This is a genomic window from Stenotrophomonas sp. 99219_Sma (assembly GCF_056480785.1).
In genome coordinates this window covers 3,324,982-3,350,472 of the sequence record NZ_CM151117.1, presented here as the reverse complement: position 1 = coordinate 3,350,472, position 25,491 = coordinate 3,324,982, and the positions used below count along the sequence as shown (strand labels likewise).

Below are 25,491 nucleotides of genomic sequence, written 5' to 3'. Positions count from 1 at the left end.
ACGGGTCGCGCGGCGCCATTCTAGTCCATTCCCCCGGCCGGTGCCGTCGACATCGGTGGCCTTCCGGTTAAAGAAGATGAAAGTTCGGCCGATGCTGCGACGACGGCGGGTGGCCGGATTCGCGTGAAGAGGCAGGGCGGTCAGTGACGGCAAGGGCACCACAACGACAGGGCGGGCGGCGATGACGCCGGCCTGGTGGCGATCACTGCGTGGCTGGCTGGCGCGTTCGACCGGGACGGCACCGTCCCGGTTGGCGGCGGCGTCGCGGCAGGCGGTGGCGGCGGCTGCGGCCAGCCTGCAGGGCGAGGCTCTGCCCTCGGCCGAGATCGCTGCACATCTGCAGCGTGGCCTGCATGCACTGGCCCTGTACCCGCGCCTGGCCGGTGAATCCACGGCGGTGCAGGCCGCGGGGTTGGGCGAGGCGGTGGCGCGCGCGCTGCAGGACCGGGACTGGGCGGCCCGTCAGCTGCCGCGCCGCCCGCAACTGCTGCCGCAGCTGATCCAGACGGTCAACGACGATGCTGCGTCGGCGCGGGTGATGGCGGCGATCATCGGCCAGGACCCGGTGCTGACCGGCAACCTGCTGCGCATCGCCAACAGCCCGGCCTACAAGGTGCACGAGCGCCCGGTGGAAAGCCTGCAGCGGGCGGTGACGCTGGTCGGTACCGAAGGCGTGCGACAGATCATCAGCGCAGTTCTGGTGCAGCCGGTGATGCAGGTGCAGTGCGAGGTGTTTCCGCAGTTCAGCACGATCATCTGGGAGCACGCACTGCTGGCCTCGCGCGCAGCCGCTGACCACGCGCGCACGGTCACTTTCGGCGATGCCTTCGCCGCCCAGTGGCTGGGCCTGGTACAGGGGCTGGGGGCCGCGCTGGTGATGCGCCAGCTGCTGCAGGAAGCGCAGGCACGAGATGAAACGGTGGAACCGGCGCTGGCGCTGCAGCTGCTCCAACAGTGGTCGCTGCCGTTGGCGCAACGCGTGGCTGCGGCCTGGGAGCTGCCCGAGCCGGTGCACCAGGCGCTGGCGCCCGAGGCGGATGGCCCGCTGGCCGACAGCCTGCGCCTGGCCAGCGCGGCCGCAGCGGCCAGCCTGCTGTGCCGGCACGGACATGCCAGCCAGAGCCGCATGCTGGCCCTGCTTGAACAGTTGCCTTCGGCGCCGCCGCATGCCCTGCGCTGGATCTGGCGGCGCCTGCATGGGCGCAGCGTGGAAACACGGGATGACGCCGGACAGGAAGAGGCGGGTCCTGCGCCCTGAGCGCTACAGCTGCGATTCCACCGGCAGCCAGCTGATCACCCGCGCGGTCCAGCGCTTGCCCAGGCTGGCCCCGGGTTCGGCCTCCACCCAGTGCGGCGGTGGCTGCCGCTCCAGCCAGCGCAGGTCATCATCGCGCCCCAGCGCCAGCCACCAGCTGTGCTGCGGACCGGCCAGGCGCAGGTACTCGTCGCGCAGCTGTGCACCGAGCGCCGGGTCATCGAACAGCACGCCCATTTCGGTATTGAGGTAGGCCGAACGCGGGTCGAGGTTGAACGAACCGACGAAACCGCGGCGGTCATCGACCACGAATGCCTTGGTGTGCAGGCTGGCGCCGCTGCTGCCGAACAGGCTGGCATCCAGCTGGCCGTGTGCCTTCAGTTCGTACAGCTGCACGCCGGCCCTCAGCAGCGGCACCCGGTAGCCCATGTAGCCGCCGTGTACCGCTGCCACATCGTTGGCGGCCAGTGAGTTGGTCACCACGCCCACCTGCGCGCCGCGTGCGGCCAGCGCCGACAGCGCCTCGACCCCCTCGTTGCCGGGCACGAAGTAGGGCGAGATCAACAGCGCACTGCGCCGCGTGCTGCGCAACTCGTCGCTGAGACGGCTGACCAGCCAGCCGCGGCGATCGTCATCGCGGTGCTTCATCGGCGGATCGGAAGCGATGCGCACGTTCGCGCTCCAGTGCAGCGGTTCCGGGCTGGGCCGCTGCAGCGCGCGCGACTCGGCCACGCGTTGCAGGTAGGGCTGTGCCTTGGCATGCATGGCATCCAGGTCCGACTGCCGTACCAGCTGCTGCAACTGTGCATCGGTATACGAGGCCAGTGCGGAAATCGGGATCGCCGTGCTGCTGTTCCAGTAGTCGTCGAAGATCTGGTTGGCCTGCTGCACGGCGGGGCCGGCCACCACCAGATCCAGGTCCTGGAAGTTCACATCGTCGCGCGCGCTGAAGTATTCCTCGCCGATGTTGCGGCCACCGACGATCGCGATGCGGCCGTCGGCGATCCAGCTCTTGTTGTGCATGCGGTGGTTCACGCTGAAAGCGCGTTGCACCAGCTCCAGCGTGCGCGCGATGCCGCTGCGGTTGCGGAACGGGTTGTACAGGCGGATCTCGATGTTCGGATGCGCATCGAGTGCCATCATCAGCGCGTCCTTGTCCTTGGCGTTCATGTCGTCAAGCAGGATGCGCACGCGCACGCCGCGCTCGGCGGCGTCGTACAGCGCCTTGGCCATCAGATGGCCGATCAGGTCGTCGTGCCAGATGTAGTACTGCAGGTCCAGGCTGCGGCCTGCTTGCGCGGTGATCATCGCGCGCGCGGCGAAGGCGTCCATGCCATCACTGAGGAACGCCACGCCGGACTGCCCGGGGTGTGCGTCCTGCAGCGGCACGATCTGCTGGTCGATGCGGGTCTGCGCCGGCTGCAGTGGCAGCACATGCGAAGGTGCGCCCTGTGCCTGCGGGGTGAGGTGGTCGGCCAGCAGCAGCCCGGACAGGACCAGCAGCAACAGCGCGGCGAGGATGATCGCAGCGACGCGCAGCAGGCGTCGCCACAGGGGCTTGGGCAGGCTCATGCCCCGATGGTAGATCCACGCCGTGCGTGGATGAAAGCCAATAGACCCGCTGCAGTAGATCCACGCCATGCGTGGATGGCAGGGATTTCGCGGTCAGAAGCGCTCGTCGCTGCCCAGATAACGCCACTGCCCCGCAGGCAGCGGTCCCAGTGCCACGCGGCCAATCCGCAGCCGACGCACGGCCGCGACCTGCAGGCCGGCAGCGGTGACCGCCACGCGCAGGCCCTTGGCCGTCAGGCCCTTGCCGGCGAAGCGCAGGCGCTGCTCGCTCTGCCAGCTGACCTTGGCGCCGCCCGATTCCTGCTGCAGCCGCGCCATCAGCCACGGGCCGCGCTCGGGACCGCCTTCGGCCACTTCGATCAGGTATTCCTGTTCGGTGCGGCCCAGATTGCGCTGCAGATGGGCCAGCGTGGCCGGGTCCTGGCTGACCACCACCAGGCCGCTGTCGCTGGCCGGAAGCGAGGCGGCCAGCTGCAGGCCGTGGAAGTGACGCTGAAGCGGACGGATGTCGCTGGCATCAAGTTCGCTGCGGCTGTCACTGCTGACCAGCGCGCACAGGGTTTCAGCGGCAACGCCTGCCGGCTTGTGCAGCAGCATGCTGACCCGCTCAGCCTTTTCATCACTGGCCTGCTCGGCCACGACGATCACCGCGCTGTCATCGACCGGGCGCTGCGGCTGCTCTACCACCTCGCCATTGACGCTGACCCAGCCGCCTTCGATGTAGCGCCGCGCTTCACCGCGCGGGATGCCGAGCAGGGCGGACAGGCGTTTGTCGAGACGGATCGGTTCCATGGCGGAAAGGTCAGGCAGGGGGCGCGCAGTGTAGCCGCTGCGGCCGGTCAGCGCTGGCCGCGGTTGGCCAGCTCGGTCAGGTACAGGCGGGTATCGAACTCCAGCTGCAGGTACTCCGGCTCCATGTGCTGGCACAGCTGGTAGAAGGCCTTGTTGTGATCGGCTTCCTTCAGGTGGGCCAGTTCATGCACCACGATCATGCGCAGGAACGCCGCTGGTGCCTGGCGGAACACGGTGGCGATGCGGATCTCGCGGCTGGCCTTGAGGCGACCGCCGTGCACGCGGGAGATGGCGGTATGGGTGCCCAGCGCATGCTTGATCACTTCCAGCGTGTTGTCGTAGCAGACCTTGTTGAGCGGCACCGACTTGCGCAGGTAGCGGTCCTTCAGCTCCTGCGTGTAGTCGTACAGCTGGCGGTCGCTGCGCACCTCGTGCGGATCGGGATAGCGCTGCTGCAGCCAGGGGCCGAGCTTGCCCTGCGCCAGTAGTTCACTGACCTGGGCGACCAGGGGTTCGGGATAGCCGGTGAGGTACTTCAGGACTGCCATGCAGGGGCGGCGGGGCGTCGGTAGAATGGGGACATCCAAGATTACACGCGGTACGCATCGACCATGGCAAAGCCCAACGCGCTGCAGGAACAATTGCTCAAGGCCGGCCTGGCCAAGAAGTCGCAGGCCAGCGCTGCCGCGAGCGCGCAGGCCAAGGCCCGGCAGGGCAAGGCCGAATCGACCTCGGCCGAGGTCCAGCGCGAGGCTGAACGGGCCCGCGCCGAGAAGGTCGAGCGCGACCGCGCACTGGCCGCCGAGCGCAATGCCCAGGCCAGGCAGGCTGAACAGAAGGCCCAGGCCAAGCAGATCATCAGCACCCATGCCGTGCCCCACAAGGGCGACGACGAGTACCGATTCAGCGACGGCGCGGCGATCCGCACCCTGCTGATCGACCCCAAGCTGCGCAAGGCGCTGTCGGTGGGTGTGCTGGTCATCGTCGCCCACGGCGAGAGCTACGCGTTGCTGCCGCGCGCTGCCGCCGAAAAGGTGCGTGAACGTGCCCCGGAAGCGATCATCGTCGACCACGGCCAGCCAGGCTCGACCGCCGAGATCTCCACCGGCAACGCCGAAGACGACGCCTACTACGCCCAGTTCCAGGTGCCGGACGACCTGGTCTGGTAAGCCAAAAAGGGGACGGAGGGGATTAAGCCGCAAATGGCCTGCTCCGGCCCGTCTGCCTTCTGCTCAGCTTGCTGAAGGCCTGCCGGTCATGGCTCGGCGCTACCGTTTACTGCGCGGTGTATCGTCCCCATATCAGGCGACACACCTGCGGAGGATGGCCATGGCCACCGGTTGGGCGGGAGACGGCGCGGTCCAGGACCAGATCGACGCCACCGTCGACGATGCGATCGCCCGCGCGCGGCGCCAGCTGCGCGAGGGGCCTGGTCTGGAACATTGTGAGGAATGCGACGCGCCGATCCCGTTGGCGCGGCGCCAGGCCGTGCCCGGGGTACGGCTGTGCGTGGCGTGCCAGCAGGCGCATGACGACGAAGCGCAGGCGCATGCCGGCTACAACCGGCGTGGCAGCAAGGACAGCCAGTTGAGGTAAAGGTTGTTCGGCAGGGCTTGCAGCTCTGCACCTGCCGAAGCCTTCAAGCCAAGGCAACTTCAACGTCAAAAGCGGGCATTCCGCAGGTAGGCGGGACGGTGTGGGTAGGCAGGACACGCCGTAAACCCTTCCATGGGGGCTCGATGGCGCCATCCATGGCGCCAACGGTCCTGCCTACCCACACCGTCCCGCCTCTGACAGATTTCCGCGGCTGTAGGTAGGCGTCGACTTTGGTCGACACATCTGTCAGATATCGAATGAGTCATCCACGCATGGCGTGGATCTACCGTGTCGACCCAGGTCGACACCCACCAGGGCAATGCGTCGTTCCGACAGCTCGCGGAAATCTGTCGAAGGCGGTGTGGGTCCGGTTGAGGGGGCGTGAGCCGCATGGGCCCGAGGCATGCCTCGGGCGGGTTGGGCAGGACGCCCAACCCCGGTCTTGCCGTGTGCGCAGGAACGCGCACACGAGCAAGCGGCGACCGAGCTTACATGGGTGAGGGCGCTTTGCTTGCGAAGCACTGCTTCGCAAGCGCCCGAACGCACAGCCGCCAGCGGCTGGGCCGGGCCCCGGAGGGGGGACTTGCAGCGTCTCCCTCAACCGGACCCACCCAGCCATCCCGCAGGAAGCCAACTTTTGCCGTTGCTTCGGCTGGTGCTGTTGCTCCAGCTCATAGCGGGTGCAGGGCGCAGCCCTGCCGCCCCCCTCAGCCGTCGCCCTGGATGCCGCCGGGGGCCTGTGCCGGGTCGCGCCAGCGGCGCACCGTGCGCTGGAAGAACAGGTTGTTCGGCAGCTGCAGCACCGTGCCCTCGTGGCCGTCGCCGGTTTCCTGCAGCGTGGTGTAGATCAGGTTCACGTCGATCACCCGGCCCTTCAGGCCCGGCTTCTCGCCGTTTTCCAGCACCTCGATGTAGTCGTGCAGGCGGAACGGGCGGGTGGTGAAGATCAGCAGCGTGCAGAAGATGTTGGACAGCACGCTCCACGCCGCGAAGAAGGCCACCGCGCCCACGGCTGCAAAGCCGGTGAACGCGGTCCACAGCACCGACGGCTTCGCGCCGAGCAGGCTGAGGATGTACAGCAGGGCACTGAAATAGACCACGAAACTGGTGATCCGGCGCGCGCCCATCACCATTTCCGGCGGCAGCGTGTAGTGCTCGGCAAAGCGGCGGATCAGGCGACGGGCGAGCACGCGCAGGAGCCATGCGACCAGCAGCACCAGTACGATCTGCAGGGCGACGCCGGCGTAGTTCAACCACGGGTGGGTCCAGGCGGGCAGGTGATCCTTCAGCGACAACATCATGGGGCGAAAACAGGCGGCGGGAACGGCCCCTGATGTTACCCGGCGCGTGCGGGGGATTCGACCGCCGGGTTCCAGGCCACGCACACCAGTTCCTGGCGGTGCTGCTGCAGGCAGGCGCGGCCATTGTCGGGACGCAGCTGCAGTGACAGGCCCAGCGCCTGCAGCAGGACACAGGCGGTGATCACCAGCAGGGCGGCGCAGGATGGGCTGGACATGGCAGGACTCCTGGACGGCAATTTCGCGAAGGACCTTTCATGGATGCAGCAGCCACCCAAAAGGTTGCATGCCATCGATCATCGATCGGCTCTAAACCTTTTCCCGGGTCGCCGCATCCAAGCGATATGCTCGACACCACCATGCCCGCGCCGCCTGCCGCCAACGACGCCGTCGATGAACCCGCCCTGGTGCGGGCGGCGGCCGCCGGAGATACCGCTGCCTATGAACTGCTGTACCGGCGCCACGCGCCCCGTGTATTCGCTGTGCTGTGGCGGCTGTGTGGCGGCCAGCAGGCACGCGCCGAGGACGCGCTGCAGGAAGCGTTCCTGCAGGCGTGGAAGGCGCTGCCGGGCTTCCGTTTCGAGAGCAGCCTGTCGACCTGGCTGCACCGGCTGGGCGTCAACGCGGCACTGATGGAGCTGCGTGGACGTGCGGGCGGGCAGGATCACGACAGCCTCGACGAAGTGGACGGAGGGTTGCAGGAGCTGGCAGTGCACGATCGTTGCGCCGGCACCGAACGCGACCTCGAACGGGCACTGTCGACACTGCCGCCACGGGCACGTGCGGTACTGGTACTGCACGACATCGAAGGCTGGAAACACCAGGAAATCGCCGAACAGCTGCAGATGGCCGTCGGCAGTTCCAAGGCACAGTTGCATCGTGCGCGCGGCCTGTTGCGCGCACGGCTGGGAGACATGACATGAGTACACACGACCACGATTCCGACCACGATCTGCTGGCCCGGCTGCGCGCGCTGCCGACCGAACGCGGCGTACCCACCGATGGCTGGGCACGCCTGTCGGCGCAGCTGCCGCCGCGTGAACCGCAGGCGGCACCTGCGCCGGGCGACAACGTGGTGGCCCTGCCAGCGCGCTCGCGGCGTCGCTGGTGGCTGCCGGTCGGTGCGGCATTGGCGGCCAGCCTGGCGCTCTACGCGGTGTCACCGTGGCGGCATGCGCAGCCGGAGGTGCCGGTACCTTCAGCGCTGCAGCTGCAGGCGGCGGCGATGACCGAGCAGTACCAGCAGGCCGTCGCTTCGCTGCCCGATGGACGGGCGCCGGAATGGCAGCCGGCGCTGCACGAACTGGATGAAAGCGCAGCGCAGATCCGTGCCGCCTTGGCGCAGGACCCGCGTGCGCCGCACCTGCTTGGCCAGCTCAAGCGCACCTACGCGCTGCGGCTGGAACTGACCCGGCAGGCGGCCTATGCCGCCGAGTCCGGCTTGACGACCTGAGGAGACCCCCATGACCCGAACCCTGATTTCCTGCTGTGTCGCGCTGCTGCTGGCCCCTGCCGTGGCGCTGGCCGACACCCGCATCGACGAGCGCCACACCCTGGCCGCGGGCGGTCGCATCGAGCTGAGCAATGTGGCCGGCAAGGTGACCGTGCGTGGCTGGGACCGCAATGACGTGCAGCTCACCGGCGCGCTCAGCGACGGCCTGCAGCTGCGTCAGGAGAAAAGTGCCAACCGTGTGCGCTGGGAGATCGAATACCCGCGCCGCAGCAGCAATGGTGGCGCGACGCTGGTACTGAACGTGCCGCGCTCGGTGGAGCTGCTGCTGAGCACGGTCAGCGCCAGCCAGGACATCAGTGGCATCGATGTGCGACGGCTGCAGGCCGACACGGTCAGCGGCAGCCTGAGCGCGGCTGGCCGCAGTGGCGACAGCAAGCTCAACACGGTCAGTGGCAGCGTCAGCGCACGCCTGCAGACGCCGAAGCTGGACGTGAACACGGTCAGTGGCCGGATCGAGGCCGGCGGCGGCGTGTCCGGTGATATCGGTGCGCAGACGGTGTCCGGCCGGGTCGAGGTGGATGCCGGGCGCGTGCAGCGGCTGGCGGTGGAGACCGTCTCGGGCAGCATCGATCTGGCAGCGGCCGGGTTGGCTCCCGGCGGCCGCATCAACGTCGAATCGGTCAGTGCCTCGGTCACGCTGAGCCTGCCGCGCACGGTGTCGGCACAGCTGTCGGTGAACAGCTTCAGTGGTTCGATCAACAGTGACGCCGGGCAGGTGGAACGGCCGCGCTATGGGCCGGGCAGCCACCTCGATACGCGTCTGGGCGGCGGTGATGGTGACATCCGCATCCAGTCGCATTCGGGCAGTGTGCGGGTACGCCTGGACCGCTGAACGCGATCCGGCAGGCCGCGGCGGCAGCGCCGCCGCGGTCGGTACTGGGTCAGCTGGCTTTCTTCAGCGCCCAGGTGGTGCCGAGGACTTCGATCTTGCCACCGGCCTTGCGGAACGCTGCCAGGTCCGAAGCGATCGAATCGCTGCTGACCACAGTGCTGGCGGCCGCGCCCTTGCGTTCGCTGCGGATGCTGTTGCTGGCCTTCGCGGGGGTCTTTGCCTTGCGGGGCATGGTTGCTCCTGTCAGGTGGAAGGGGAGGAAAGCGCCCAGGCATCGGCCTGGCGCAGGTAGTCCTGCCGCTCGCGGCGGCAGTCATCGCCGCCCATCGAAAACTGGCGGCAGATCGCCGGGCGCTGCGAATAGATCGTGCAGCGCAGGTGATAGGGATCGATCGCTGCGCACCAGCCTTCCTCGTTGCGCGCCATCACGGCACGGCCGTGGGTGTCGCGTGACAGGAACTGGCCGGGCACGTGGTCGCCGGGCTGCAGCAGCACGGGCAGCCGGCAACAGACCGCGTCACAACGGCGGCAGTCGATGGGTGCAGGTGCTGCGTCAGGTTGTAAGGCCACAGGGGCCTGGCGGGTGCCCAAAGCGGGTCTCGATGGCGGCTCAGGTGCTGCGCGGACCATGAACGAGCCAGGAAGGCATGGCCGCTAGGCCCGCGGGGCGGGCCAGGCTGCACTGTGGACACACACCGGCGTGGCCGGCGGAAGGTGCAGCGTGGTTCTAGCTGACCAAGAGTAACTTAGACCGCGTAACGTTTTGTTAATCCTGGCTGGCTGCCGCCAGCGCAAGGCCCTGGACCACGCCCAGCGAGGGCTCGCCGTGGACCATGCGGGCCCCCGGGAAGGCCTCGGCTACGGCCTGGCGCAGGTAGCCGGCACGGGACATGCCACCGGTCAGGAACACCGCGTCCGGGTCGCCGCCGATGTCGCTGCGGACCTGGGCCAGCAGCTCGCGGATCTGCTCCAGGTAGCCATGGGCGGCGGCGGCCAGGCCGTCGGCGCTGCTGTCGGCATGCAGGTCGCGGGCGATGTAGTCCAGCGTGCTGCGGTGTTCGCTGGCGGCACTGAGGGCAATCTTGGCGCGTTCGACATCGCGGTACAGGCGGGCGGTGTTGCCGGTGTCCTGCAGGGCCTGCAGGCGCGCGCCCCACGGTTCGTCGACGTGGTCGTATTTGTGCTGGCGGAAGTCGCGCTGGCGCGTCATGTCCTGCACGGTGGCGGCTTCCACATAGTGGTGGGCGGGCACGCGGGTGATGCCGCGGCCGAACAGCGGCATGTAGCTGGACAGGCTCAGCGCCAGATCGATGTCGGTACCGCCACGGGCGATACCCCAGGCGCGGTGGATGCGCGGCGCAGCATCGCCACCAACCTCGGCGTGGGCGATATCGGTGGTACCGCCGCCGATGTCAACGATCACCGCCTGGTGCCGCTCGCGGCTTTCGGCGTGGTAATGCATGGCCGCCGCGGCCGGTTCCTCGAGGAAATCGATCTGGTCGAAACCGGCCTGGGTGGCGGCTTCGCGCAGGATGTCCAGTGCCTGATCGTTGCCGGCCGCGCCGATCGAGCTGCGGAACTGCACCGGGCGGCCGAGCAGGGCGGCACGCAGCGGCTGGCCAAGCTGGGCGCTGGCGGTCAGGCGGATGTGCTCGAGGATGTGCGCGGCGATGCCGGTGATGGTCTGCTTCGCGCGCGGGTGCAGGTTGTAGCCCAGCATCGACTTCGGGCTCTGCACCAGGTTGCCTTCGTGTTCCTCGAAATAGGCTTCCAGCGCGTCGTCGCCGTAGACCGCGTTCTGCAGCAGGTCGCTGGCGCTGCGCTCCTTGCCGGCGCGGGCTTCCATCCATTCCCGGCGCAGTGCGCGCAGGGCTTCGCGGCGCAGCGCCTGCGGCGTGCGTTCCTGGCCGGCGGCGCGGGCCGCGCGCGCGGCGCTGTCGATCATCTGCTGCAGCTCGTGTTCCTGGCCGGCGTCGAGCTGGAAGTCGTCCGGGTCGGGCACCACGCCAGGGAAGTACACGCTGGTGCGGAACTGCTCGGCGTCGCCGAAGCGGATCGGCAGCAGTTTCCCCTCATGCACGATGGCGGCGGCGGAGTTGCTGGTACCGAAGTCGATGCCGAGGCGCATGGGGAGTTCCGGGGGGCGATCAGGGGCCGCGCACTCTGCTGCAGTTCGTCGCCGACTGCAAGTTCCTGCGGCCTTCTGTTCTGGGTGGGGGTTCCGGATCGGGTCATGCGAGCCGCCGGACGCTGGCCGGAAAAGGGCAGGGAGCCAGGCGGTTACAATGGCGGCTGTTGATTCACTTTGAGGTACTTGCTGATGTCTTCTGCCCCCGCCTGCCCGCAGTGCACCCTGGAAAACACCTACGCCGATGGTGCGCTGTGGATCTGCGCCGACTGCGGTTTCGAATGGACCGCCGAGGAAAGCGCCGGTTCCACCCTGGTCGTGCGTGACAGCAACGGCAACACCCTGCAGGCCGGCGACACCGTCACCGTGATCAAGGACCTGAAGGTCAAGGGCTCCTCGATCCCGCTCAAGCAGGGCACCGTGATCCGCAACATCCGCCTGGTCGAGGATGACGCCGAGCACATCGAAGGCAACTCGGACAAGATCAAGGGCCTGGTCCTGAAGACCTGCTTCCTCAAGAAGGCCTGATCGCCTTCAGCGCTTGGCCTGCTGCTGCGCGCGCCAGCGGGCCAGGCTGTCCAGCTTGGCCTGGTAGCGCGCCTGCTCCGGCGCGCCCCCCAGTTCCTGTGCACGCAGCAGTTCGCGATCGGCGCGCTTGAGCTGGCCAGCCAGGAAATAGACGCGTGCCAGCCCGAAGTGGAACTGATGCGCGGTGTCATACAGGCGAACGGCCTGCCGGTAATAGCGAATCGCCTGGTCCAGCTGGCCGGCACGTTCGGCCTTGGCGCCGAACATGTACTGCGCGAACGGGTCTTCGCGCTGCACCGACTTCAACCGGCGCTCAAGTGACTGTGCCTGCGCGGTCAAGCCCAGGCTGCGGAACAGCGCGGAGGCATTGGTCAGTGCGGCATCCTGGCGGCCTTCCAGCTGCAGCGATCGGTCCAGCGCCTGCCGCGCCGCCTCGTTGTTGCCTTCGCGGTGGTCGAGCACGCCGAGGTTGTTCCACACCGGAGCGAACCCGCTGTCCTGAGCCAGGGACGCGTCGAAGAATGCACGCGCGCCGACGAAATCACCGTCGGCGAGGCGCTCCGCACCCCGGTTGTTGTAGAAATGCGCCAACGCCCGCGCACGGCTGACGGGAACCGGCCCGCGGCGGTCATAGAGCACATTGCGGTCCAGATCGACGGTACCGAAGCGCCCACCGACGTCGACACCGGCGTTGACGTGGCCGACGCTGTAGACCACGCCCGCATCCTGGTCCTGGTACCAGGACACCACCTGCCCGACTTCCTGCACGCGGGCCTGGATGCCAGCCTCCCGCGCAAGCGTCACGAACAGCAGGGTGAAGGCCAGGCAGTTGGCGCGGCGGTGCTGCCAGATATCGCTGACGGTGTAGGTCGCATTGGCGTCGTACTGCAGGTCCAGCCCGTGCTGGTCGAAGATCATCTCCACGAGCGCCTGCAGCCGCTGGTCGCGGGAGTAGCTGCGCTGGATCACCTGCTTCTGGAGCATCGCGCGCAGGTCCGCGGGAATGGCGAACACTTCTTCCGGGGTCGGCACACGTGCGGCCGACACGGTGATGGTCGGGGTCGTCACCACATCGGCGGGCGGTGCCTGGCCTGCGCCGAAGGCAGGAGCACAGAAGGCCAGCAGCGAAAGAGTGAGGCAATGGGCGGCAGAACGGTACATGACGGTTCCCGGCAGCGGCGGGCGCTCCCGCCTGTGGCGAGTGTATGCCCATGGATGTCCGGCTGCAGCGACCGTTGGTCGGCGCCGCGTTCATCCACAACCGGTGTGGACCAGCGCTCGACAAAGCTGTGGACAACTGGCTCCGGGCCCCGCCCGGCAAGCGTTGTGAGTGCGTGGTGAAAAAACCGCCAGCTTGCCCGGCGCCGGCACAGGCGGGATGATCCGGTCATGGACTTCTCACCGCTGACGCTTGCCCCGGCGCAGTGGCAGGCGCTGCAGGACAGCTATGCAACGCCGCCACGGGCCTACCACCACTTCGGCCATGTGCGCGCGGTGCTGCAGCACTGCCAGGAGGTCGCCGATGGCCCCGGCTGGAAGCAGCCGGCCGAGATCTATCTGGCCGTGCTCTATCACGATGCGATCTACCAGGCGGGGCGCAAGGACAACGAGGCGCGTTCGGCGCAGCTGGCTCTGCAGGCGATCGCACAGGCGCCAGAGCTTGCCACTGTCGACGCCGCTCGCGTGGAGCAATTGATCCTGCTGACCGCCCGCCACGGCGCGCTTGGTCCAGAGGATGTGGATGCCGAGGCGGCGCTGTTCCTGGACTGCGACATGGCCATCCTGGCCGCGCCGGAGCCGGTGTTCGCTGCCTATGACCGTGGCGTGGCCGAAGAATACAAAGGGGTGGTGCCGGGCTTCCTGTACCGTGCCGGCCGTCGCCGCTTCCTGCAGGGCCTGCTGCGCGCTCCTCGGATCTTCCTCAGCGGGTTCTTCCACCAGCGCCTGGACGCGGCCGCCCGTGACAACCTGCGACGTCAGCTGGGTGGTTGAGCCGGCCCGGTACACTGGTGACCTGTTTCCAATGATTGCCGTTTCCGACCGTGTCCGTCCCTGATCCCGATCCCCGCCCGCTGCCACCGGAAGAACCCGGCCCCAACGAGTGCTGCGGCAGTGGTTGCCCACTGTGTGTGCTGGACCTGTATTCCGATGAGCTGCAGCGCTACCGCAAGGCGCTGGCCGAGTGGAAGACGCGGCATCCAGAGGCCGCACCATGAGTCGTGCACGCCCGGCGGCGGTGCTGGCGCTGGTGGCACTGGTGCTGTTCGTGGCCACCGCGCTGTGGACTCAGGTCGCGCGCAGTGATCTGGACTGGGTGCGGGCGACCTTGAGCCTGTACCTGCACGGGCCGTGGGGGCTGGCATTGCGCGCTGCCTACTGCCTGCTGGCGTTGGCCATTGCGGCGCTTGGCATTGCGCTGTATCGAGGCAGCATCGGCCCGCGGCGCAGTGCGGCCGCACCATTGCTGTTCACGGTTTCCGCGCTGGGCCTGGCGACGGTCGCCATCGGCGACAGCTGGCTGCCTGAAGCAACACCGCTGCTGGCACCGTTCATCCATGGGCTGGCAGCCAACACGGCGTTCCTGTGTGCCAGCGTCGGCATGCTGCTGCAGGCCTGGTATCTGCGCCGCGAACCGGGTTGGCAGTCCGCTGCGGGCCTGCTCTGGGGCTGGGCATGGCTGGCCTTTGTGCTGCTGTGGCTGCATGTGCTGTGGCGTGGTGGACCACCGCGTGGGCTGGGACAGAAAGTGGTGATCGCGGTGATCGTTGGCTGGCTGCTGTATCTGGCGATGGCGCTGTACCGTCGCAGCCGTCGGGCCGCGGCCCACTGAATCCCCAACGGCCTGCGCCGGTACGTGCCGTGCACGCGGCGGCGGCGTATCGTGTGCGCATTCCATCGGGGATGCGATATGAAGCGTGCAGGGCTGGGCAGGGCAATGGGGGTGGTACTGGCGCTGGCCGCGCTGCCGGCAACGGCGGCCGTGACCCCGCAGCAGTTCAGCCATGGGCGGTTCGAGCAGATTCCGGTGCACATGCCATCCGGCACGCCGCAACGGGTGGTGATCTGGTTCCACGAACCCACGGCCGGTGGTGACACCAGCCGCCTGCCGATCGAGGCCCTGCGTGCCGATGGCGCGCTGGTCGCGGCAGTGGACATTGCGCACCTGCGCGGTGTGCTCAAGCGCGAGGGGGACCCGACCTGTTCGTTCGGTTCCGGTGACGTCGAGAATTTCTCACGTTGGCTGCAGGCCTCGCTGCATCTGCCCGGCTACCACCTGCCGCTGGTCGGCGGTGATGGCGAAGGTGCCGAGATGGCCTATTCGCTGGCAGCGCAGGCCGATACCCAGGTGTTCGCCGGCGTACTGACCACCGGCTTCTGCCCGGACCACAACCACCAGCGCATGGTCTGCGGCGATGGTGTGAAGCACGACAGGCTGCAGCCGGCTGAACTGAATTTTCCGTGGTTGAGCGCGGCCGGTGACCGCGGCTGCAAGGTCGGCCAGGCCAGCGCGTTCGTGCAGCAGGTCGCGATGGCTCGCGAGTTCAAGCGCACCGCGCGCGGTGATGCGTCACCGGGCCTGGTGGCTGCGGCACGGGTGATCGGCGCGCAGGCCGGCGTCAGCCTGGCACCGCCGCCTGCTGCACTGAAGGGCCTGCCCGTGGTGGAAATGCCGGCGACCGGCAGCGGCGATACGCTGGCGGTGTTCGTCTCCGGTGACGGTGGCTGGGCTGGCCTGGACAAGAACGTGGCGTCGTCACTCAACGAGCATGGCGTGGCGGTCGTCGGCATCGATTCGCTGCGCTACTTCTGGAGCGAGCGCACACCGAAGGGCTTTGCGGGCGACCTGCAGAAGATCATCGACCACTACCGCCAGCAATGGCACCGCGACAAGGTGATGTTGATCGGTTTCTCGCAGGGCGCCGACGTGCTGCCGGCCACCATCAACCAGCTCGACGTCGGCACCCGTGAGGCGCTGGAGCGCATCGTGCTGCTGTCGGTGGGCAGGAAGGCCGACTTCGAATTCCATGTCAGCAACTGGTTGGGCGGTGGCGGCGACGGCCTGCCGATCGCACCGGAAGTGGCCAGGCTGCCGGCGGAAAAAACGCTGTGCGTGTACGGCGACAAGGATGAGGACGCGCTGTGCCCGGACCTGCCGGCCAATGACGGCGTGAGGAAGGTGAAGCTGCCGGGCGATCACCATTTCGGTGGCGACTACGACCGCCTCGCCGAAGTGATCCTGAAGGGCGGGGTGTAGCGTTTGGTAGACGCCGATCTTGGTCGGCGCTGGGGCTGAAGGCGCCGCGGGATGAGCGTGTCGACCAAGGTCGACACCTACCGGGTGGCAGGTAGCGCCGGGCCATGCCCGACGGCTGTTGGTAGACGCCGACCTTGGTCGGCGCCGGGGCTGAAGGCGCCGCGGGATGAGCGTGTCGACCAAGGTCGACACCTACCAGGCGCATGTAGCGTCGAGCCATGCCCGACGGCTGTTGGTAGACGCCGACCTTGGTCGGCGCTGGGGCTGAAGGCACCGCGGGATGAGCGTGTCGACCAAGGTCGACACCTACCAGGCGCATGTAGCGTCGAGCCATGCCCGACGGCTGTCGGTAGACGCCGACCTTGGTCGGCGCTGGGGCTGAAGGCACCGCGGGATGAGCGTGTCGACCAAGGTCGACACCTACCAGGCGCATGTAGCATCGAGCCACGCTCGACGGCTGTTGGTAGACGCCGACCTTGGTCGGCGCTGGGGCTGAAGGCGCCGCGGGCTGAGCGTGTCGACCAGGGTCGACACCTACCAGGCGCATGTAGCGTCGAGCCACGCCCGACGGCTGTTGGTAGTCGCCGACCTTGGTCGGCGCTGGGGCTGAAGTGCCGCGGGATGAGCGTGTCGACCAGGGTCGACACCTACCAGGCGCATGTAGCGTCGAGCCACGCTCGACGGCTGTTGGTAGACGCCGACCTTGGTCGGCGCCGGGGCTGAAGTGCCGCGGGATGAGCGTGTCGACCAAGGTCGACACCTACCAGGCGCATGTAGCGTCGAGCCACGCTCGACGGCTGTTGGTAGACGCCGACCTTGGTCGGCGCCGGGGCTGAAGGTGCCGTGGAATGAGCGTGTCCACCAAGGTCGACACCTACCGGGTGGCAGGTAGCGCCGGGTCATGCCCGGCGGATCGCGGCTTCAATTCCGCCGCGGATCCAGCGAGATCAGGCGCGTGGCATCCAGCAGCGCGGCAGGCAGATGCATGCCGCCGGGCGCCGCGAGATAGCGCGGCCGCCACTGCGGATCGAACTTCGATTTGAAGCGGCGCAGGCCACTGAACCCGTAGAAGCGTTCGCCGTGCCGCGCCAGCAGACCGGCCAGTCGGTTCCAGCGACCGGCCAGCCGATGCTGTGCCAGCCCGGACAACGGTGCCATGCCCAGCGAGAAACGCGCATAGCCCTGCGCGCGGCCCCACAGGAACAGTTCGATGAAGAGGAAGTCCATCGTGCCCTTCGGTGCTTCGTTGACGTGGCGCATCAGGTCGACCGACAGCTCGGCGCCGGCCGGTGCCTGCCACAGGTTGGCGAACGCCACGATCTGGCCCTCGGCCTCGACCAGCGCCACCGGGAAGCGCACCAGGTAGTCCGGGTCGTAGCTGCCCAGCGAGAAGCCCTTCTCATCGCCGGCCTTGTCTTCCAGCCATGCGTTGGAAATTGCGTGCAGGCGCGGCAGCAGGCTGGGAATTTCCTCCACCGGTGCCACGCGGAAGGACAGGCCACCGCGCTTGCCCCGGTTCCAGGCTTGGCGCAGATCGGCGCGTTCGCGGCCTTCCAGGCCGAAGTCATGCAGCGGCACCATCGCTTCCTCGCCCAGCTTGACCAGGCCCAGGCCCAGGTCGAGGTAGGTCTGCCAGTAGGTCTCGCCCACCTGGTAGAACACCGGGCGCAGGCCCAGCCGGTCGGCTTCCTCGCGGAAGCGCCAGATCAACGCGCGCGCCACGTCAGGCGGGCCGACCGGATCGCCCATCGCGATCAGCGAACCGCCGTAGCGCTGCATCATCACGAAGCCCTGTTTCGCGTCATCGCGCAGCACCGCCTTGTCGGCGGTCAGTACCAGGCAGGCCTGGGTATCGGTGGCACCGGCCAGTACCGGCGCCAGTGATTGCAGCGTGGCCTCGTCGGCGGCTGGCAGCGGACTGCGCGTGCTGTGCAGCAGCCGCGCCAGGCCGAACATCACCAGCGCGATGGCGACCACCAGCAACGCACGCAGTGCGCGCGGTGCATTGCCCGACACCGCGAACTGCCACCACAGCTCGTTCTGGTATTCGACATGACTGTAGGTGAAGAACAGCAGCCAGGTGACCGCAACCAGCACCAGGCCGAGATTGCGCAGCCACGGCCACGACCAGGCTTCGTCCAGCAGGGCACCCTGGCGGTAGAACTCGCGGCGTGCGGCCCACAGTGCCATCGCCACCAGCACTGCGGAAACTGCGATCAGCCATTGGCCACCACGCAGCCACAACGGCAACGGGGTGACCACGCACACCACCATCGCCAGCATCCACGCCGCATGGCTGCGCCGGGCCAGGCCCTGGCCGATCAGCAGCAGTGCAACGCCGCTGAGGCTGCCGATCAGATGGGATGTCTCCAGGATCGGCAGCGAGGCATTGACCAGGTGACGGCGAGGCGTCGGCAGCGTGCCGTCGATGACCAGCGCGGCGCCGATGCTGAACACCGCCAGCGCGATGATCTGCGGCAGCCACGGGCGCAGCGCGTTCCAGCCGGCACGGGTCGCCCCGGCGCTGGCCTGCAGCGGCTGACGCAGGGCAGGTGCGAGGGCGAGCAGGGTGGCCAGCACCAGCGGCAGCACGTAGTAGGTGACGCGATAGATCAGCGCCGCCGCCAGCACCGCTGCCGGTGCCACCTGCGGCAACAGCTTCAGCAGGCTCCACTCGAACACACCCAGGCCCGCCGGCACGGTGGAGACCAAGCCGGCCAGCACTGCCACCAGGTAGAGCCCGACGAAGCCTGGTAGACCGGTGGGCGTGGAGTCCGGCAGCAGCACGTAGAACGCGGCACTGGCCAGCACCAGCTCGATGACGCTGAGGACGGTGACACCGATCATGGTGCGGCGGTCGGGCAGCCACAAGGCATGACCGAACACACGGAACTGCCGTCCTTCGCGGCCGACCAGCAGCACGGTGCCGAGATAGGCGATCAGGGCGACGATGCCGACCACGCGCACGGCATCGGGATTCAACGGCAAGGCCAAGGCCGCCGCCGCCGGTTCCATGCACAGCGCCACACTGATCAGCAGCCATGCACCGAACACGAAGCCGAGCGTGCTCATCAGCACCACCTGGCCGATCTGCGCCAGGTCCAGGCCGGCGCTGCGGTAGCCACGCAGGCGCACCGCGCCGCCGGTCAACGCGGCAAAACCCACGGTCTGGCCCAGCGTGTGCGCAAGGAAGGCAGTGATGCCGACGCGCGCGGGGTGCACGCGGATGCCGCTGCGACGCAGGCCGATGGCATCGAAACCGATCAGGCAGGCGTAACTGGCCAGGCCGAGTACCACGGTGAGCGCGATCTGCGTGCCGCTGAGCTGCCGGAACGCCTGGCGGATGGCGCGATAGCCGTGCTCGTCGAACTCGTTGGCCAGGCCGTGCAGGGCCAGGGCGAGGATCAGCAGGGGGATGACGATGGTGGCAACCCGCTTCCAGGTTGGCGTGGAAGAGGCAGTGGTGGAATCGACGGGGGCGGTCATCGGCGCAAGGGTGCGGCAGGAGGGGCGAGGGCGGTGTCAACGCGGGCGTGGCGCATCGTGCGCCTGTCATCGTCATTTGACCAGTGGGACCGTCGGAGTCCGGTAGTGACGTGTCGCGGAGGATGCCCGTGCACCCACCGTCGACCGGTTTGGAGGACAATGCAGGCCTGATCAACCGCAGGAGCCACGCCCATGATGGAGCGTTACGACGTCGGACCGCGCATGTCCGAAATGACCGTATACAACAAGGTCGCCTATCTCTCCGGCCAGATTCCGGAAGACACCAGCCAGGACGTCACCGGCCAGACCCGGCAGGTGCTGGCAGAAATCGACAAGCTGCTGGCGTTGGTCGCCAGTGACCGCCAGCACGTGCTGCGCGCCGAGGTGTTCCTGGCCGACATGGCTGACTTCGACGGCATGAACAAGGCGTGGGATGAGTGGGTGGTCGAGGGTGCGACCCCGGCGCGTGCCACGGTCGAGGCCAAGCTGGCCCACGCTGACTGGAAGGTCGAGATCGTAGTGACGGCGGCGGTACCGTAACGGCAGGCAAGGTCAGGTCCCACCAGCGGAGGGTAGAGTCGACGGTTAGTCGACTATCGCGCGCAGCGCGGGGTTTTGCGCCGCCGGAACGAAGAGCAGTCGACAAACAGTCGACTCTACCCCGCCGCTCCACTGCCGGTTGGTCTGGTGGCTACGTTGGCACCAGCTCGATGCAGTCCACCGGGCACGGTGGAATGCACAGCTCGCAACCGGTGCACAGATCGGCAATGACCGTGTGCATGTACTTGGCGCCACCGACGATGGCATCCACCGGGCAGGCCTGGATGCACTTGGTGCAGCCGATGCAGTCGGCTTCCACGATCAATGCCACCTGCGGCGCCTTGTGCTCGCCGCGCGAACGATCAAACGGAATGGCGGGTACGTCCAGTACCTGCGCCAGTGCGCGCGCGCCAGCGTCGCCGCCCGGCGGGCAGCGGTCCACGCCTGCCTCGCCGCGCGCCATGGCCTGCGCGTACGGGCGGCAGCCGTCGTAGCCGCATTGCCCGCATTGGGTCTGCGGCAGCAGGCGGTCGAGGCGTTCGGTCAGGGGAGGAATCAGGCTCATGCGTGGCGAAGGCTGCGCGTTGGGGTTACTTCAAGGGTTTGCCACGGAACCAGCGCTCGTGGGCCAGCGCCAGCATCGGCTTGTCTTCGGAACTGTCACCGTAGGCATGGATGCGCACGTAGCGTGACAGATCGAACTGGCGGCGGATGTGCTCGACCTTGCGCGGGCCACAGTCGCCACCGGCATAGCGACCTGTGAGGCGGCCGTCCTGGCTCTCCAGCCGGTTGCAGATCAACTGCAGGCCCAGCTGTTCGCACCACGGCTTCAGGTACAGGTCCAGCGAACCGGACACGATCACCACCGTGTGCTGCTGTTCCTTGTGCCAGCGGATCTGCTCCAGCATTTCCGGGCGCACCACGTCGGGCAGGAACTCACGCGAGAAGCCGGCGGCCAGCGTGGCGATGTCATCGCTGTGGCGGTCGCTGAAGGTCAAACGGGTGACGCGCGCGCGGATGCGCTCGGCCGAGATCAGCTTCAGCTTGTACGCGGCCAGCCACGGGCCGACCTTCCACCACGCCTGTGCCAGCTGTTCGGCGGTGGCCACGCGGCGCAGGAAACGGCCATAGGTATCGCAGGTGGTCACGGTGTGGTCGAAGTCGAACAGCGCCAGTTCCATTCCGTTGCCTCCCATCGCGTTGCCCCGAGGCCGGTGCTGCCGGCGGGCGTGGCCGCAACCACGCCCGCTGCGGGCATCAGCGGACCGGCATGCCCGGCTGCGCGCCGCTGTCGGCGTCCAACAGCGCCAGCGCGCCGCCGTCGAAACCGGCCGACAGGATCATGCCTTCGCTCAGGCCGAAGCGCATCTTGCGCGGGGCCAGGTTGGCGATGAACACCACACTGCGGCCGACCAGCTTCTCCGGCTCGCCGTAGCTGGCGCGGATGCCGGAGAAGATCTGGCGCTTGCCCAGCTCGCCGGCGTCCAGTTCGAAGCGCAGCAGCTTGTCAGAACCTTCCACGAACTCGCAGACCAGCACCTTGCCGATGCGCAGGTCGAGCTTGGCGAAATCGTCGATGCCGATGTAGGCCGGAGCATCGGCACCCTTGGCTTCGTCCTTGGCCGGTGCCGGTGCCGGTGCGGCCGGCTTGGCGGCGTCGGTCTTGGCGGCGGGGGCGGCAGCGGCGGCCGGCTGCAGGGTGTCCTTGGAGGCGTCGATCATGGCGTCAATCTTCTTCGGGTCGATACGGGTGAACAGCGGGGTGTAATCGGTGATGCGATGGCTCAGCAGCGGCTGCGCCAGTTCGGTCCAGTCGTTCACCGGTGCGGCCAGGAAGGCTTCGGCCTGTGCGGCGGTGGCCGGCAGCACCGGCTTCAGTGCGGTGACCAGCACGCGGAACAGGTTCAGGCCCTGGCTGCACACCGCCTGCAGCTGCGCGTCGGCGCCTTCCTGCTTGGCGATCACCCACGGCTTGACGTCGTCGATGTAGCGGTTGGCTTCATCGGCCAGGGTCATGGTCAGGCGGATCGCCGCGGCCGGATCGTTGCGCTCGTAGGCTTCACGGATCGGCGCCAAGCCGTCGACGAAGCGCTGGTACTGCGCCGCATCGGGCAGCTGTGCGGCCAGCTGGCCGTCGAAACGCTTGCTGATGAAGCCGGCACAGCGGCTGGCCAGGTTGACGAACTTGCCGACCAGGTCGGCGTTGACGCGGGCGATGAAGTCACCCAGGTTCAGGTCGAGATCGTCGACGCCACCGGCGGACTTGGCCGCGAAGTAATAACGCAGCGCTTCCGGTTCCAGGCCGGCATCGAGGAACGTACGCGCCATCACGAAGGTGCCGCGCGATTTGCTCATCTTGGCACCGTCCACGGTCAGGTAGCCGTTGACGTGCAGGCGGGTCGGCGCGCGGTGGCCGGTGCCATGCAGCACCGCCGGCCAGAACAGGCCGTGGAAGTTGACGATGTCCTTGCCGATGAAGTGGTGCAGCTCGGTGGCGGTGCCGGCGCGCAGATGCGCTTCGAAGTCTTCGCCGAGCCTGCCGCACAGGGTCTGGAAGCTGGACAGGTAGCCGATCGGCGCATCCAGCCAGACGTAGAAGTACTTGCCCGGCTGGCCGGGAATCTGGAAACCGAAGTACGGTGCGTCGCGCGAGATGTCCCACGCGCGCAGGCCACCTTCGGCATTGAGCCACTCACCCAGCTTGGCCTTCACGCCCGGCAGGGCGACATCGCCGGCCAGCCATTCGCGCAGGAACGCATCGAAGTGGCCCACCTCGAAGAAGAAGTGCTCCGAATCGCGCATTTCCGGCGTGGCACCGGAGATGACCGAACGCGGCTCCTTCAGGTCGGTCGGCGCATAGGTGGCGCCGCAGACTTCGCAGTTGTCGCCGTACTGGTCGGGGCTGCCGCAGTTCGGGCAGATGCCCTTGACGTAGCGGTCGGGCAGGAACATGCCCTTGGCCGGGTCGTAGAACTGCGCCACCGAGCGACGGCTGATGTGGCCGGCCGCTTCCAGCTTCAGGTAGAACTGCTCGGTCAGCGCCTTGTTGGCCGCCGAGTTGGTCGAGTCGTAGTGGTCGAAGGCCACGCCGAAGGCGGCGAAGTCGCGCTCATGGCCGGCCTGGATGTTGGCGATGAAGGCTTCCGGGGTGACCCCGGCCTTTTCCGCGGCGAGCATGATCGGCGTGCCGTGGGTGTCGTCGGCGCAGACGAACCAGGCCTTGCCGCCGCTCATTCGCCGCGCGCGCACCCAGATGTCAGCCTGGATGTAGCCGACCAGATGGCCCAGGTGCAGGGGGCCGTTGGCGTAGGGCAGGGCGGTGGTGACGAGCGCGGTACGGGTCATGGTCGCGGGGTGCAGCCGAGGGGAACCGCAGATTATCGCATGCCTGCAACGAGGTGACCCGGCCGGGGCCGGGTCACGGGGGTACGGCGCGGGCCTGGGGGCTTATTCGCGCTGCCAGGTCTGCGCGCGGCAGATGAAGGCAATGCAACCGGACACGTCCAGCTTGGTGCCGCCGGGCTGCAGTTCCATCTTCGACTTGTAGGTCTTGCCGTTGGCCGGGTCGAGAATGGTGCCGCCGGACCACTTGTTGGCGCCGTCGGCCTTCAGGTTCCAGAGAATGGTCATGCCCTTCACCGGCTTGTTCTTGTTGGCGCCTTCACAGCCGTCGCAGACCGGGTTCGGGCCCTTGTCCGAGTGCAGGATGTCGACCACCTTGCCGGTCAGCGTGCCGTTGGCGGCCTGGCTGATCTCGACGATCGACTTCACCTTGCCGGTCTTGTCGTCGATGGTCTTCCAGCGGCCGGCGGCGCCGTCGGCGGCCTGTGCCGACAGGGCGGCCAGGCACAGCGGCAGTGCCAGCAGCAGGGTCTTGAAGGTGTTGCGCATGGTCCCCTCCCAGGGTTCATTCCGGCACGCTGCCGGCATGGGTCGACTGTATACCCATTCGGCGGGGTATGGGGAAGGGGGGCTTTGCAGGGCTGCGCCCTGCACCCGCGGTAGTGCCGGCCGCTGGCCGGCAACCTCAACGGCAACGGCAACGGCAACGGCAACGGCAACGGCAACGGCAACGGCAACGGCAACGGCAACGGCAACGGCAACGGCAAAACCGCCCCGCCTCCGACAGATTTCTGCGGCTGTTGGTAGGTGTCGACCTTGGTCGACACGGTAGATCCACGCCATGCGTGGATGAATCTCGATTGAAGAACGCTCAACCGACTTCGTACAGCTCCAGCGGCAGGTCGTCGGGGTCGGTAAAGAAGGTGAAGCGGCGGCCGGTGTATTCGTCCACGCGGATCGGTTCGCATACCACGCCATGCGCGGCCAGGCGCTGGATGAAGGGTTCCAGCCGGGCGACGCGGAACGCGAGGTGGCGCAGGCCCTGGGCTTCCGGGCGGCTGGGACGGGGCGGCGGCGAGGGGAAGGAGAACAGTTCCAGCTGGCCACCGTCGGGCAGGGCCAGGTCCAGCTTCCAGGAATCGCGCGCGGCACGGTGGTTCTCGGCCAGCACGCGCAGGCCGAGGATGCGCACGTAGAAGTCCTTCGAGCGTGCGTAGTCGCTGCAGATCAGTGCGGCGTGGTGGATGCCCAGCAGGGCGTCGGCATCGCGGGTCATTGCAGGGTGTCCAGCCAGCGCTGGGCGATCTTCAGCGCCAGCGGATAGAGTTCGGGGTCGTTGCGGTTGGTCAGCACGATCACGGTCAGGTGCTTCTCCGGGTGGCGCACGATCACGTTGCGGAAGCCGATGCTCTCGCCGCTGTGCCATTGCACCGGGCCATTCAGGCGCCAGCCGAAGCCGTAGTGCGGCACGTCCGGTTCGGGTGTTGCGGTGGCCGGGCTGAACATCGCGCGGCGCGAGGCTTTCGACAGCAGGCGGTCGTCGTACAGCGCCGCATCCCAGCGGGCCAGGTCGTCCAGCGAGGAATAGATGCCGCCATCGCCGAGCACGGCGCTGGTGGTGCTCTGGTCGGTGCGTTGCCAACGGCCATCGATCCAGCTGTAGCCATAGGCGCGTGCAGCGACCGTGTCCTCGCCGTCCTGGTGGGCCACGGTATGCGCCATGCCCAGCGGGCGGAAGATGCGCTGCTGCAGAAAGCTCGCGAAATCCTGTCCGGAGGCGCGGCCGACGATCATTGCCAGCAGTGCATAGCCGCTGTTGCTGTAGCGATACTGCGTGCCGGGTGCGAAATTCAGCCGGTCCTGGCGCGACAGCAGGGCCAGCACATCGGCATCGTGTACCTGCCGTGTGTCCGCCGGGTCCATCAGGTCTTCGTAGTCGAGCAGGCCGCTGGTGTGCGAGAGCAGCTGGCGGATCGTGATGGCCGCTGCAGCCGGCGGCAACTCGGGCAGCCACTGCCGGGCCGGCTGGTCGAGCCCAAGCCGGCCATCCTCCACCAGCAGCAGCACCGCCGCAGCGGTGAACTGCTTGCTGACCGAGGCCAGCCGGAAGTTGCTGGCCGCGGTGACCGTGGTGCCGTCCTCCAGCACCGCCAGGCCGTAGCCGCGGCGGAATACCGGTTGCCCGTCGTGCAGTACCAGCACGGCGGCGCCGGGTACCTGGCCATCGTAGGCCTGCATCAGGCCGTCGATGCCCGCATCCGGTGGGGTCAGCACCGGTGCGGCGGAGGTGGCCAGCGGCAGCAGGCCCAGCACGGCGGCGAACAGGGCGACGGCAGGGCGCATGGCGGCTCCGG

28 protein-coding genes are annotated in these 25,491 nt (G+C 68.0%); 12 read left to right on the top strand and 16 right to left on the bottom strand.

The annotated features are described in order from the left end of the window. Positions 1-181: 181 nt before the first annotated feature. Positions 182-1,258, top strand: a complete 1,077-nt coding sequence (locus tag ACZK13_RS15440; protein ID WP_032129353.1) for an HDOD domain-containing protein — start codon at positions 182-184, stop codon at positions 1,256-1,258. A gap of 3 nt (positions 1,259-1,261) precedes the next feature. On the opposite strand, the gene ACZK13_RS15435 is transcribed toward ACZK13_RS15440, so the two are convergent. The 3 genes from ACZK13_RS15435 to ACZK13_RS15425 form a co-directional block, all read right to left on the bottom strand. Continuing rightward, positions 1,262-2,827 carry a phospholipase D family protein gene (locus ACZK13_RS15435; RefSeq protein WP_125895920.1) on the bottom strand — a complete coding sequence of 522 codons (1,566 nt, stop codon included), beginning with the start codon at positions 2,825-2,827 and terminating at the stop codon, positions 1,262-1,264. A 93-nt stretch (positions 2,828-2,920) separates the two neighbouring features. Next, complete coding sequence (locus tag ACZK13_RS15430; RefSeq protein ID WP_032129355.1) at positions 2,921-3,619, bottom strand: RNA pseudouridine synthase; 699 nt, start codon at positions 3,617-3,619, stop codon at positions 2,921-2,923. 47 nt (positions 3,620-3,666) lie between these two features. Beyond that, positions 3,667-4,167, bottom strand: a complete 501-nt coding sequence (locus ACZK13_RS15425) for a M48 metallopeptidase family protein (protein ID WP_005414217.1) — start codon at positions 4,165-4,167, stop codon at positions 3,667-3,669. A 63-nt stretch (positions 4,168-4,230) separates the two neighbouring features. Between ACZK13_RS15425 and ACZK13_RS15420 the strand changes: the two genes are divergently transcribed. Then, positions 4,231-4,788 carry a DUF2058 domain-containing protein gene (locus ACZK13_RS15420; RefSeq protein WP_253145025.1) on the top strand — a complete coding sequence of 186 codons (558 nt, stop codon included), beginning with the start codon at positions 4,231-4,233 and terminating at the stop codon, positions 4,786-4,788. A gap of 160 nt (positions 4,789-4,948) precedes the next feature. Further along, the gene (locus ACZK13_RS15415) at positions 4,949-5,215 is read left to right on the top strand and encodes a DksA/TraR family C4-type zinc finger protein (RefSeq protein WP_032129365.1); all 267 of its coding nucleotides are present in this window, start codon (positions 4,949-4,951) and stop codon (positions 5,213-5,215) included. Between the two features lie 707 nt (positions 5,216-5,922). Here ACZK13_RS15415 and ACZK13_RS15410 read toward each other — a convergent pair. Continuing rightward, on the bottom strand, positions 5,923-6,516 hold the full coding sequence (locus ACZK13_RS15410; RefSeq protein ID WP_080291803.1) for a mechanosensitive ion channel family protein: 594 nt from the start codon (positions 6,514-6,516) through the stop codon (positions 5,923-5,925). 35 nt (positions 6,517-6,551) lie between these two features. Further along, the gene (locus ACZK13_RS15405) at positions 6,552-6,731 is read right to left on the bottom strand and encodes a hypothetical protein (protein ID WP_049398314.1); all 180 of its coding nucleotides are present in this window, start codon (positions 6,729-6,731) and stop codon (positions 6,552-6,554) included. Between the two features lie 126 nt (positions 6,732-6,857). Here ACZK13_RS15405 and ACZK13_RS15400 point away from each other — a divergent pair, with 126 nt between their 5' ends. Genes ACZK13_RS15400 through ACZK13_RS15390 form a run of 3 tightly spaced genes read left to right on the top strand, consistent with a single transcriptional unit; the run spans position 6,858 to position 8,858 of the window. Then, positions 6,858-7,436 carry an RNA polymerase sigma factor gene (locus tag ACZK13_RS15400; protein WP_032129359.1) on the top strand — a complete coding sequence of 193 codons (579 nt, stop codon included), beginning with the start codon at positions 6,858-6,860 and terminating at the stop codon, positions 7,434-7,436. Further along, positions 7,433-7,966: a hypothetical protein gene (locus tag ACZK13_RS15395; protein ID WP_049463331.1), complete on the top strand. Its 534-nt coding sequence runs from the start codon at positions 7,433-7,435 to the stop codon at positions 7,964-7,966. The genes ACZK13_RS15400 and ACZK13_RS15395 overlap by 4 nt, the downstream gene beginning before the upstream one ends. Positions 7,967-7,976: 10 nt before the next feature. Next, complete coding sequence (locus ACZK13_RS15390) at positions 7,977-8,858, top strand: DUF4097 family beta strand repeat-containing protein (RefSeq protein WP_253146053.1); 882 nt, start codon at positions 7,977-7,979, stop codon at positions 8,856-8,858. 49 nt (positions 8,859-8,907) lie between these two features. On the opposite strand, the gene ACZK13_RS15385 is transcribed toward ACZK13_RS15390, so the two are convergent. From ACZK13_RS15385 to ACZK13_RS15375, 3 genes are all read right to left on the bottom strand, one after another. Further along, positions 8,908-9,090: a hypothetical protein gene (locus ACZK13_RS15385; protein WP_005410566.1), complete on the bottom strand. Its 183-nt coding sequence runs from the start codon at positions 9,088-9,090 to the stop codon at positions 8,908-8,910. Positions 9,091-9,101: 11 nt separating this feature from the next. After that, positions 9,102-9,353 carry a YkgJ family cysteine cluster protein gene (locus ACZK13_RS15380; RefSeq protein ID WP_005410565.1) on the bottom strand — a complete coding sequence of 84 codons (252 nt, stop codon included), beginning with the start codon at positions 9,351-9,353 and terminating at the stop codon, positions 9,102-9,104. 271 nt (positions 9,354-9,624) lie between these two features. After that, entirely contained in the window at positions 9,625-10,986 is a 1,362-nt protein-coding gene (locus ACZK13_RS15375; RefSeq protein ID WP_032129362.1) for an Hsp70 family protein, read from the bottom strand. A gap of 192 nt (positions 10,987-11,178) precedes the next feature. Here ACZK13_RS15375 and ACZK13_RS15370 point away from each other — a divergent pair, with 192 nt between their 5' ends. Then, complete coding sequence (locus ACZK13_RS15370) at positions 11,179-11,514, top strand: zinc ribbon domain-containing protein YjdM (RefSeq protein ID WP_010482882.1); 336 nt, start codon at positions 11,179-11,181, stop codon at positions 11,512-11,514. Between the two features lie 6 nt (positions 11,515-11,520). On the opposite strand, the gene ACZK13_RS15365 is transcribed toward ACZK13_RS15370, so the two are convergent. Then, the gene (locus ACZK13_RS15365; protein ID WP_032129363.1) at positions 11,521-12,675 is read right to left on the bottom strand and encodes a tetratricopeptide repeat protein; all 1,155 of its coding nucleotides are present in this window, start codon (positions 12,673-12,675) and stop codon (positions 11,521-11,523) included. A 228-nt stretch (positions 12,676-12,903) separates the two neighbouring features. Here ACZK13_RS15365 and ACZK13_RS15360 point away from each other — a divergent pair, with 228 nt between their 5' ends. The 4 genes from ACZK13_RS15360 to ACZK13_RS15345 all read left to right on the top strand — a co-directional run bounded on the left by ACZK13_RS15360 (position 12,904) and on the right by ACZK13_RS15345 (position 15,769). After that, positions 12,904-13,506, top strand: a complete 603-nt coding sequence (locus tag ACZK13_RS15360) for an HD domain-containing protein (RefSeq protein ID WP_180838495.1) — start codon at positions 12,904-12,906, stop codon at positions 13,504-13,506. A 50-nt stretch (positions 13,507-13,556) separates the two neighbouring features. Then, on the top strand, positions 13,557-13,730 hold the full coding sequence (locus ACZK13_RS15355; protein WP_049398321.1) for an oxidoreductase-like domain-containing protein: 174 nt from the start codon (positions 13,557-13,559) through the stop codon (positions 13,728-13,730). Beyond that, positions 13,727-14,344: a DUF998 domain-containing protein gene (locus ACZK13_RS15350; protein WP_032130397.1), complete on the top strand. Its 618-nt coding sequence runs from the start codon at positions 13,727-13,729 to the stop codon at positions 14,342-14,344. Before ACZK13_RS15355 ends, ACZK13_RS15350 begins: the two co-directional genes overlap by 4 nt. Before the next feature lie 78 nt (positions 14,345-14,422). Beyond that, entirely contained in the window at positions 14,423-15,769 is a 1,347-nt protein-coding gene (locus ACZK13_RS15345) for a virulence factor family protein (protein ID WP_275943022.1), read from the top strand. 921 nt (positions 15,770-16,690) lie between these two features. Here ACZK13_RS15345 and mprF read toward each other — a convergent pair. Then, the gene (mprF, locus tag ACZK13_RS15340) at positions 16,691-19,255 is read right to left on the bottom strand and encodes a bifunctional lysylphosphatidylglycerol flippase/synthetase MprF (RefSeq protein ID WP_253145392.1); all 2,565 of its coding nucleotides are present in this window, start codon (positions 19,253-19,255) and stop codon (positions 16,691-16,693) included. Positions 19,256-19,447: 192 nt separating this feature from the next. On the opposite strand from mprF, the gene ACZK13_RS15335 reads away from it, so the two are divergent. Beyond that, the gene (locus ACZK13_RS15335) at positions 19,448-19,795 is read left to right on the top strand and encodes a RidA family protein (protein WP_180836601.1); all 348 of its coding nucleotides are present in this window, start codon (positions 19,448-19,450) and stop codon (positions 19,793-19,795) included. Positions 19,796-19,946: 151 nt separating this feature from the next. Here ACZK13_RS15335 and rnfB read toward each other — a convergent pair whose 3' ends face one another. From rnfB to ACZK13_RS15305, 6 genes are all read right to left on the bottom strand, one after another. Next, positions 19,947-20,360, bottom strand: a complete 414-nt coding sequence (gene rnfB, locus ACZK13_RS15330) for an Rnf electron transport complex subunit RnfB (protein ID WP_080291848.1) — start codon at positions 20,358-20,360, stop codon at positions 19,947-19,949. A 25-nt stretch (positions 20,361-20,385) separates the two neighbouring features. Then, positions 20,386-20,976: an HAD family hydrolase gene (locus ACZK13_RS15325; RefSeq protein ID WP_253145394.1), complete on the bottom strand. Its 591-nt coding sequence runs from the start codon at positions 20,974-20,976 to the stop codon at positions 20,386-20,388. Between the two features lie 76 nt (positions 20,977-21,052). After that, the gene (metG, locus tag ACZK13_RS15320) at positions 21,053-23,140 is read right to left on the bottom strand and encodes a methionine--tRNA ligase (protein ID WP_478481877.1); all 2,088 of its coding nucleotides are present in this window, start codon (positions 23,138-23,140) and stop codon (positions 21,053-21,055) included. A 102-nt stretch (positions 23,141-23,242) separates the two neighbouring features. Further along, on the bottom strand, positions 23,243-23,686 hold the full coding sequence (locus ACZK13_RS15315) for a DUF2147 domain-containing protein (RefSeq protein ID WP_032130402.1): 444 nt from the start codon (positions 23,684-23,686) through the stop codon (positions 23,243-23,245). Positions 23,687-24,008: 322 nt separating this feature from the next. Further along, on the bottom strand, positions 24,009-24,413 hold the full coding sequence (gene gloA2 / locus ACZK13_RS15310; protein WP_125893960.1) for an SMU1112c/YaeR family gloxylase I-like metalloprotein: 405 nt from the start codon (positions 24,411-24,413) through the stop codon (positions 24,009-24,011). Next, positions 24,410-25,480: a serine hydrolase domain-containing protein gene (locus ACZK13_RS15305; RefSeq protein WP_125893962.1), complete on the bottom strand. Its 1,071-nt coding sequence runs from the start codon at positions 25,478-25,480 to the stop codon at positions 24,410-24,412. The genes gloA2 and ACZK13_RS15305 overlap by 4 nt, the downstream gene beginning before the upstream one ends. Positions 25,481-25,491 lie beyond the last annotated feature (11 nt).

Coding starts and splice junctions, on each gene's coding strand:
- ACZK13_RS15440 (WP_032129353.1), top strand. CDS start 182: ATGACGCCGGCCTGGTGGCGATCACTGCGTGGCTGGCTGGCGCGTTCG.
- ACZK13_RS15420 (WP_253145025.1), top strand. CDS start 4,231: ATGGCAAAGCCCAACGCGCTGCAGGAACAATTGCTCAAGGCCGGCCTG.
- ACZK13_RS15315 (WP_032130402.1), bottom strand. CDS start 23,686: ATGCGCAACACCTTCAAGACCCTGCTGCTGGCACTGCCGCTGTGCCTG.
- ACZK13_RS15435 (WP_125895920.1), bottom strand. CDS start 2,827: ATGAGCCTGCCCAAGCCCCTGTGGCGACGCCTGCTGCGCGTCGCTGCG.
- metG (WP_478481877.1), bottom strand. CDS start 23,140: ATGACCCGTACCGCGCTCGTCACCACCGCCCTGCCCTACGCCAACGGC.
- ACZK13_RS15405 (WP_049398314.1), bottom strand. CDS start 6,731: ATGTCCAGCCCATCCTGCGCCGCCCTGCTGGTGATCACCGCCTGTGTC.
- ACZK13_RS15325 (WP_253145394.1), bottom strand. CDS start 20,976: ATGGAACTGGCGCTGTTCGACTTCGACCACACCGTGACCACCTGCGAT.
- ACZK13_RS15395 (WP_049463331.1), top strand. CDS start 7,433: ATGAGTACACACGACCACGATTCCGACCACGATCTGCTGGCCCGGCTG.
- ACZK13_RS15375 (WP_032129362.1), bottom strand. CDS start 10,986: ATGCGCCTCGGCATCGACTTCGGTACCAGCAACTCCGCCGCCGCCATC.
- ACZK13_RS15360 (WP_180838495.1), top strand. CDS start 12,904: ATGGACTTCTCACCGCTGACGCTTGCCCCGGCGCAGTGGCAGGCGCTG.
- ACZK13_RS15365 (WP_032129363.1), bottom strand. CDS start 12,675: ATGTACCGTTCTGCCGCCCATTGCCTCACTCTTTCGCTGCTGGCCTTC.
- ACZK13_RS15370 (WP_010482882.1), top strand. CDS start 11,179: ATGTCTTCTGCCCCCGCCTGCCCGCAGTGCACCCTGGAAAACACCTAC.
- ACZK13_RS15350 (WP_032130397.1), top strand. CDS start 13,727: ATGAGTCGTGCACGCCCGGCGGCGGTGCTGGCGCTGGTGGCACTGGTG.
- ACZK13_RS15425 (WP_005414217.1), bottom strand. CDS start 4,167: ATGGCAGTCCTGAAGTACCTCACCGGCTATCCCGAACCCCTGGTCGCC.
- ACZK13_RS15390 (WP_253146053.1), top strand. CDS start 7,977: ATGACCCGAACCCTGATTTCCTGCTGTGTCGCGCTGCTGCTGGCCCCT.
- ACZK13_RS15345 (WP_275943022.1), top strand. CDS start 14,423: ATGAAGCGTGCAGGGCTGGGCAGGGCAATGGGGGTGGTACTGGCGCTG.
- ACZK13_RS15410 (WP_080291803.1), bottom strand. CDS start 6,516: ATGATGTTGTCGCTGAAGGATCACCTGCCCGCCTGGACCCACCCGTGG.
- mprF (WP_253145392.1), bottom strand. CDS start 19,255: ATGACCGCCCCCGTCGATTCCACCACTGCCTCTTCCACGCCAACCTGG.
- ACZK13_RS15400 (WP_032129359.1), top strand. CDS start 6,858: ATGCTCGACACCACCATGCCCGCGCCGCCTGCCGCCAACGACGCCGTC.
- rnfB (WP_080291848.1), bottom strand. CDS start 20,360: ATGAGCCTGATTCCTCCCCTGACCGAACGCCTCGACCGCCTGCTGCCG.
- ACZK13_RS15305 (WP_125893962.1), bottom strand. CDS start 25,480: ATGCGCCCTGCCGTCGCCCTGTTCGCCGCCGTGCTGGGCCTGCTGCCG.
- gloA2 (WP_125893960.1), bottom strand. CDS start 24,413: ATGACCCGCGATGCCGACGCCCTGCTGGGCATCCACCACGCCGCACTG.
- ACZK13_RS15415 (WP_032129365.1), top strand. CDS start 4,949: ATGGCCACCGGTTGGGCGGGAGACGGCGCGGTCCAGGACCAGATCGAC.
- ACZK13_RS15335 (WP_180836601.1), top strand. CDS start 19,448: ATGATGGAGCGTTACGACGTCGGACCGCGCATGTCCGAAATGACCGTA.
- ACZK13_RS15385 (WP_005410566.1), bottom strand. CDS start 9,090: ATGCCCCGCAAGGCAAAGACCCCCGCGAAGGCCAGCAACAGCATCCGC.
- ACZK13_RS15430 (WP_032129355.1), bottom strand. CDS start 3,619: ATGGAACCGATCCGTCTCGACAAACGCCTGTCCGCCCTGCTCGGCATC.